Origin of the sequence: Paenibacillus sp. AR247, assembly GCF_002968895.1 — a bacterium.
In the GTDB taxonomy this organism is placed as follows: Bacteria; Bacillota; Bacilli; order Paenibacillales; family Paenibacillaceae; genus Paenibacillus_AQ; species Paenibacillus_AQ favisporus.
In genome coordinates, this window is the sequence record NZ_PCZT01000009.1 from 2,236,269 (window position 1) to 2,243,197 (window position 6,929).

Consider the following 6,929-nt stretch of genomic DNA (forward strand, 5'->3'; position numbering starts at 1 on the left):
GAGGGTAAGACCATAATCCGAGCTCGCTTCCAATATCATCCAGCAGGACAATAACGATGGTTATTGCAAAACCGTAAAGTAAAATATCCTTCAGTCTTGATTTATCGGCCACTTTCCACCAAATGATCCATGGCACAATCAAAAGCACCAACAAAAACCACCATTGAATCGAGAACAGGTCATGGCGATAATAATACAGTTTTCTCATTTCAGTAAGTTTACGATCTACATCTTTGATTTCTTCAAAGGAAGGATATCGGTCTGACAAAAGTAATGCAGCTCCTTTTTTTGCACCGTTTCATCGTCCGTTTGGATTGTCCTTAAACTTCCCCAAAGTCATCCCGCTAATTCCATGTCCTCTTTAAGCCAATCGCGTTATACCTCCCAAGGAAGAATAATCTTTCGCCAATTGACAAAAAATTCGATTAAACTGTATTTCATTGGAGCGTTGAAAAGTGAATAACTTTAGAAACAAATATAGAAACCGTTATTATCATGCCTATGTAACGACGTTCGGCACCATCCAGCTTCACCAGCGTAATCCCCTGGTCGTAGCGTTATGGTCCGTAGCGTTCCCCGGATTCGGCCACATCTTATTACACAAGTTCATTTCCGGGTTCGCATTATTTTTTTGGGAATTTTATATCAATCAAAAAACCCAGCTCAATACGGCCATTATGTATTCGTTTAACGGAGATATCGCCCAGGCAAAGGTTGTATTAAATGAAAAGTACATATACCTCTATATTCCGGTTTATTTGTTTGCCATATGGGACAGCTATCGGACCGCAGTTGACCTGAACAAAATTCACCTGTTGGCGAAAAGGGAAAATGCCAAATACCCGAATTTTTCGGTGAGCCCCTTTGAGGTCAACTATCTGGACAAGAAAAAGCCGTGGATTGCATTGGTCTGGGCAATGACGATTCCAAGTCTTGGACAACTGTATATTCATCGGATCTTAGCTGCTGTTTTGACGCTTGCTATGACCGTGATGATTGTCATTCATTCCAACATGATTGAAAGCATGCACTACTTTTTGCTGGGGAACTTCCCCAAATCAAGAGAAGTGATGGGCGTTCAGTGGTTCCTTTACTTCCCCTCGATCTACTTCTTCACCATGTACGACTCTTACACCAATGCCGTAGAGCTGACGAAACTATTTGATTGGGAACAAGCCGATTATTTGAAAGAAAACTATCAGCCGCAAAATTTTGTACTGCATAAGGGAGAAAAAGTCTAATGGGAATCCAATTTTTCTCTACATTTCAGCATTCACACTATGTCGAGCTTGCTATAAGCAAGCTTAAAGAAAACGAGGGCGTCCATATTTACGCTGTCCCCCTGGATAATCGTTCGGTGGATATGAAGTTGGTTGATACGATGCACGGTACAGACGGTACCTCGTTAGTCGATACGGGACCTGCTGATTAGCAATTACGATCTGCCGCCTGACGCGGAAGAAGACCGCATTGAGCTGCGCCCCTATGAAGCCAGAGTATACCGGTTGACCTGACCGGGGTTTGGCAGAAAAAGGCACCCGCTGCAAGCCTTACGGCTGCTATGCGGTGCCTTTTCCTTGTTTCAATTGATCTTTTTCCCGTGTTCTTTATACCCGTTTGTCGTTCAACAAGGCCAGGTCAAGCTGGCGCAGGCGCGCCGGATCGGCAATCATTTCGATTTCGGTGATTTTATCATTCTTTACCGTAAATACGAGTACGAACAGGATTCGATCAAGCGGACCTATAACGGCGCCTACGGAACCGTTCACGAGCGCAGGCTGGGCACCTTGGGCACGGCCGGCGAATTGCTTGGCCGCAGCTTGCGAACCATGAACAACCGGCGCGTTTGCGGCCGGCGGAAATGCCGGATCGTTTCGTGTCACGACATTCGGGTCCAGGATAGAGAGAAGTTTCTCAAAATCTCCGGCGCGCGATGCAGCAAGGAATGCATCCACCAGCTCCTGTTTGCGCCTGAGCTCTTCTGCTCTTGAAGCCGATTCATCCCCCTTCACCCGTTGACGTGCACGGCTGGCAAGCTTTCTGGCTGCCGCCTCGTTTCTTTCCAAGATGGAAGCAATATCCGCGAAAGACATACCGAAAATATCGTGCAGCACGAACGCGATTCGTTCGGCGGGACTTAATGTTCCTAAGACCACAAGCATGGCATGCCCCACGGCATCGGCCATCAGCGCTTCATATTCCGGGTCACTTCCGTCACGGAAGTGGGTAACCGGCTCTGGTGCGTGATCTATCGTCAGATCCTCATGCCGTGATTTACGGGCTCGGAGCATATCCAAACAGACCCGCGAGACGATCGTCGTCATCCATCCCCCGATATTTTCCACGCTGCTCATATCCGAACGGCTAAGACGTATCCATGACTCCTGTACGGCGTCATCCGCCTCATTCCGTGATCCCAGTATTCGGTAAGCCACCGACTGAAGATGATTCCGATGCGATTCGAATTGTTCTGCAAGCCCGTTGTGATCGTTCACGCGCCCCAACCTTTCCTTTTCCTTATTACTAATATGTCGTAAGAAATCTAACGGATGTGACCGAAATCGCAAAAAAATATATTAACTTTAACGGTCACGTTTACCTGCCGGCGAACGACATTGGTAGTAAAGGGAATCCCGCTGCCAAATAAAAGGTCCGTCGGTATCCCGATAAAAAACATGTACAGGAGATGATTGTTGTGAGCACGAGTTTAATCCCTTTTATTGAAATGAATGGTCAAGCAAATGAGGCTATCGATTTTTACGTCAAAGCGCTGGAAGCCAAGGTTGTCTATGCACAACGACTGGGCGATTTACCGGAAAATCCGGAATCCCCGCTGCCGCCGGAGAAAAAAGACTGGATATCCTTTGCGGTCTTGGTCATCGGTGAATCGCAGCTCCAATTGTCCGACCTTGTTACCAGCAGCAGTTACCAAAAGGGCTCGCCAGTGACTATCGTCGTGCAAACCGATGACAAAGATCAGGCCACCCGATATTTTGACGCCTTGAAACAGGGCGGTCAAGTGAATACGCCGCTTGAAGCCAGCTTCTTCAGTCCCGCTTACGGCAATGTGACGGATCCATTCGGCATTACCTTCCGGATCCTTGCCAAAGGACAACAGTAATCTACGCGCACAGCTCCCTCTTTTCACCAAGGTTTAAGTTAGGCTTATTCAGAAAGTGGAATCGTATAACAAACCAAAAAATAACGCATCGAATTCGCCTTCGATGCGTTATTCAGTCTATCGATATTGTATCCTGGAACTTAAAGCGGGCTCAATGCCTTCTTTTAGTTCGCAGGTTTTTGTTGTGATCGGTTTGCCTTGGATAGCATGAATTCCAGCGACCACTTAACAAAACAGGCTTTAGCTATATATATCGGGAACGAATAAATAGATTTCCAATGGTCCATGTCATAAATATCAATCCAGACAAAGATGGGCTCTGCAATGAAGGCAGCCCCTAGGGCAAGTATGACATTGGCGACAAAGAATGACTTCCAACTTCTAAAATACTGATAGATCAACATATGAATGACAGGCAATACGGAGTAATCAATCGGGCTTAAGCGAGGAATCAACCTGAAGACTTGATGAGGGTAAGACCAGCTTATTCTAGCCATGATGGGCGGGACCATCGGGGTATCCAGAGGATTTGTTCTCCACTGGGGTCCGGTCTTTTGGGGGATAATTGGAGCAGCTGTCGGATTTGCTGTTGGCTTTGTTTACGATTTAATAAAGAACCTTGTGAAACGAAAAAGGATCAGAACGGCCAAGACTACATTGGGTGAAGTGATATTGATCGTCCAATGCAGAGCGGAGCAAGCCCCGTTTGTTGAGCAGACGCTGTGGGGGAACAGGGCACTCGGAGTTGCCAAAACACAAATGCAAACAGCCCCATCCGAGCCCGTTACAACAGACTTATGATTTGTCCAGGCCCAGAAGGAAGTTGCGAGTATATGCATAAGCGTCGGTCCATCCCATTTTGGCATAGAAGCGCAGTCCGTCCAGTCCTTTGAAATAATAAGCGCCCTTTAATCTCTCATTGAAATCGGGGATGACGAATCCGGCTTCCGCTTGATGGTCCTGATAAGTCTGTACGACGTTGTGCCCGTCCATGTGCCGGTCCAGAATAGCCAGATCCACAAGAAAGTCGCCGTAAGCGCAGTTGCAATCCAAAATTCCCGTAATCCGGCTGCCGTCAGACAAGATGTTCCACTGGTGAAAATCCCCATGTATAAAATAGCGGTGCGAATCGTTATAGTGTGAATAAGCCGTTAACCGGCTGTAAATCTCATCGAATACCTCTTTCTCCAAACAGGAGGTATGGAATAAAGCGTACCAGTTCTCCCAGAAGCTGCCCGTTTGGTCTTCCGCATAGACGGATTCCCAATAATCCTTCCAGGTTGGGAACGCACCGTCACCACTCGCCCCGATCCAGCCGTATCCATGGGCTCCACGCAGGTCAATATGGTTCAAGCGCGTCAAAATCCGAATAAGCTCCGGAAGCCGGCGGCGCTGCTCCTCAGCCGAAAAATCCGCCAGATTGCGGCCTTCTATCTTTTCCAAAATGGAATATTCCAGATTCCCTGTTTTTCCATGTCCGATGCACCGGGGGAATGGTATGCCCTGGCTGGACAGCAGATTCGATACGTAGATTTCCGACTGGTACGCCCCCTCCAGGTCACTGAACTTGATCACGTACCCTTGACCTTCATGGATAAAGGAAAAAACGCGGCTTAAGTTCCCCCCTTGCAGCGGCGTGATTTCTATCGCTCCATCACCCAGATGCTCACTGATCGTCTCCTCGACCAAAGTGATGTCCACGATTGGTTTTTCGTATTCGGTCATGCCTTCCGCCTCCCTTTCACTTCCATATCGTTCGATCGGTTTCCCGCGATTCCGGATTGAACCCATTATATCCCGGATTGTCTCATAGAAAAATGGGGCCGAACAATAAAAATATGGTTTATCATGCGGCTCTTCAATGCCCCATAGAACTCCGCCCGTACCCGTGAAAAAATATATCCCTTTTGTGTTGACCATATACTGTTTATATAATATACTGTTTTCAAAAGTTACTGTTTATATAATAAACAATAAGGAGAGGAATTTTAAATGAGCATTTCAACCCCCGCTGCGGCCAAATTGGCCGGCCGCAAAGAATGGATCGCGCTTTGCATCCTCTGTCTCCCGCTGATGGTCGTCTCGATGGACGTATCCGTCCTGTTCTTCGCGGCACCGGCCATTGCCGCGGATCTACTGCCGACCGCCACCCAGCAATTATGGATTTTCGACGTTTACGGTTTCATCCTCGCCGGGCTGCTGCTGACGATGGGCGCCGTCGGCGACCGGATTGGAAGACGTCGTCTGCTGATGATTGGTTCTGTCGGATTCGCCCTAAGCTCTTTGTTCGCGGCGTACGCCCAGTCTGCTGAAACGCTGATCCTGGCCCGCGGGATTCTGGGAATCGCCGGTTCGACCCTCATGCCGTCGACACTGGCGCTCGTCCGCACGATGTTCCAGGACCCGGCGCAGCGGACGAAGGCGATGGCCATTTGGAGCGCCGTCATGGCGGGCGGCGTCACCGTCGGGCCGATTATCGGCGGCCTGCTTCTCGACTCATTCTCCTGGGGATCCGTGTTCCTCATCAATATCCCCGCCATGGTCCTGCTGCTCATCATCGCGCCGTTTTTGCTGCCGGAGTCCCGCAGCACGGCAAAAGTCAAAGTCGATGTATTCAGCTCGACTCTCGCGCTCGCCGCGATCCTTCCCGTGACCTACGGCGTGAAGACGCTGGCGGAAGACGGCTGGGCCATCCTTCCCGCCGCACTGCTTGCCGCAGGCCTGCTCATCGGCATCCTGTTCGTACGGCGCCAGCTGACCATCTCTAATCCGCTGCTCGATATCCGTGCGCTGATGGAGCGGCGAACCGGCGGTTCGATCCTCGTAAACTTTATCGCTACGTTTACGCTCATGGCCAGCTCGCTCATCAATACCCAGTTCCTCCAATCGGTTCTTGGATACTCCCCGTTCGTCGCTTCCCTCTGGAGCGTGGCTCCTTCTGTTGTGGTCGGGGCAGCGGCACCGATTGCCGGTAAACTGTCGCAAATCTACGGAAGACCGCGCGTCATGGCCGGCGGCTTCCTCTTGTCGGCAGTCGGATTCGGCGTACTGACCCAGGTCCGCCTGGAAGGCTTCTCGCCGCTGACCGTGCTGCTCGTCGGCGCTGCCTTGGTCGCCGCGGGCATCGTATCCGTCATGACTCTCGTCACCGATTATGTCGTGGGCGTCGCTCCGGCTGACCGCGCGGGAGCCGTCGGCGGCCTCATTGAAACGTCCAACGAGCTCGGAGGCGCATTCGGCATCGCGCTCCTAGGCTGCGTCCTTGCGGCCATCTACCGCCACGCGGTCACCCCGTTCCTGCCCTCAGGACTCGCGCCGGATGCGGCCCAGGCAGCAGGGCAGACCATTGCTGGCGCATCGGCCGCCGCCCTGCATTTACCGGCGGATGCTGCGGCGCAGGTCATGAAGGCTTCCCGGGAAGCGTTTATCACCGCCATGCACGCCACCTGCCTGATCTCCGGCGTCATCCTGCTTCTGGCCACCGCAGTCACGCTCGTACTGCTTCGCGAACAGAAGAAGGCCGTCCACACCGCTGCGTAAGATCAGCGCAAATGAATAAAGGCTGCTTCCAAGGAATCATCCCCTGGAAGCAGCCTTTTTTAGCTGCAGCTTTATTTGGTTATGCGCCGCTGATCTTCCGGTTCAAATACTGTTCAATCCCGTCCAGCATCCGCTCCAGCCCGAATTCCAAATCATCGCCTACGCTGTTTTCGTCCTCTTTCTCACCCGAATATACCCCGGACATGACGATCGGGTACAGGTTCGGATATGGCTCAGGCTTGACCAGCGTCTGAAGCGCCAGCGAATA

General features: G+C 50.8%; 7 protein-coding genes and 2 pseudogenes. 4 read left to right on the forward strand and 5 right to left on the reverse strand.

The window, feature by feature from the left end:
- A pseudogene (locus CPT76_RS37600) lies at nucleotides 1-268 on the reverse strand (CBO0543 family protein); the annotation flags it as partial.
- A 187-nt stretch (nucleotides 269-455) separates the two neighbouring features.
- Between CPT76_RS37600 and CPT76_RS18990 the strand changes: the two are divergent.
- Together CPT76_RS18990 and CPT76_RS37605 are read left to right on the forward strand one after the other, a co-directional pair.
- Nucleotides 456-1,241 (forward strand): hypothetical protein, encoded by a 786-nt coding sequence (locus CPT76_RS18990; protein WP_105443935.1) that lies wholly within the window; start codon nucleotides 456-458, stop codon nucleotides 1,239-1,241.
- On the forward strand, nucleotides 1,241-1,432 hold the full coding sequence (locus CPT76_RS37605) for a hypothetical protein (RefSeq protein ID WP_105443936.1): 192 nt from the start codon (nucleotides 1,241-1,243) through the stop codon (nucleotides 1,430-1,432). The genes CPT76_RS18990 and CPT76_RS37605 overlap by 1 nt, the downstream gene beginning before the upstream one ends.
- Before the next feature lie 175 nt (nucleotides 1,433-1,607).
- Here CPT76_RS37605 and CPT76_RS19000 read toward each other — a convergent pair whose 3' ends face one another.
- The gene (locus tag CPT76_RS19000; RefSeq protein WP_105444136.1) at nucleotides 1,608-2,495 is read right to left on the reverse strand and encodes a sigma-70 family RNA polymerase sigma factor; all 888 of its coding nucleotides are present in this window, start codon (nucleotides 2,493-2,495) and stop codon (nucleotides 1,608-1,610) included.
- Between the two features lie 200 nt (nucleotides 2,496-2,695).
- On the opposite strand from CPT76_RS19000, the gene CPT76_RS19005 reads away from it, so the two are divergent.
- On the forward strand, nucleotides 2,696-3,121 hold the full coding sequence (locus CPT76_RS19005; protein ID WP_105443937.1) for a VOC family protein: 426 nt from the start codon (nucleotides 2,696-2,698) through the stop codon (nucleotides 3,119-3,121).
- A 164-nt stretch (nucleotides 3,122-3,285) separates the two neighbouring features.
- On the opposite strand, the gene CPT76_RS42180 is transcribed toward CPT76_RS19005, so the two are convergent.
- Both CPT76_RS42180 and CPT76_RS19020 read right to left on the reverse strand, forming a co-directional pair.
- A complete protein-coding gene (locus tag CPT76_RS42180) occupies nucleotides 3,286-3,633 on the reverse strand; it encodes a CBO0543 family protein (RefSeq protein WP_105443938.1) in 348 nt (115 codons plus the stop codon).
- 283 nt (nucleotides 3,634-3,916) lie between these two features.
- Nucleotides 3,917-4,846 carry a phosphotransferase family protein gene (locus tag CPT76_RS19020; RefSeq protein WP_181152921.1) on the reverse strand — a complete coding sequence of 310 codons (930 nt, stop codon included), beginning with the start codon at nucleotides 4,844-4,846 and terminating at the stop codon, nucleotides 3,917-3,919.
- A 267-nt stretch (nucleotides 4,847-5,113) separates the two neighbouring features.
- Here CPT76_RS19020 and CPT76_RS19025 point away from each other — a divergent pair, with 267 nt between their 5' ends.
- The gene (locus tag CPT76_RS19025) at nucleotides 5,114-6,661 is read left to right on the forward strand and encodes an MFS transporter (protein ID WP_105443941.1); all 1,548 of its coding nucleotides are present in this window, start codon (nucleotides 5,114-5,116) and stop codon (nucleotides 6,659-6,661) included.
- A 79-nt stretch (nucleotides 6,662-6,740) separates the two neighbouring features.
- Here the strand turns inward: CPT76_RS19025 and CPT76_RS37610 are convergent.
- Nucleotides 6,741-6,929, reverse strand: a pseudogene (locus CPT76_RS37610) (TetR/AcrR family transcriptional regulator); the annotation flags it as partial.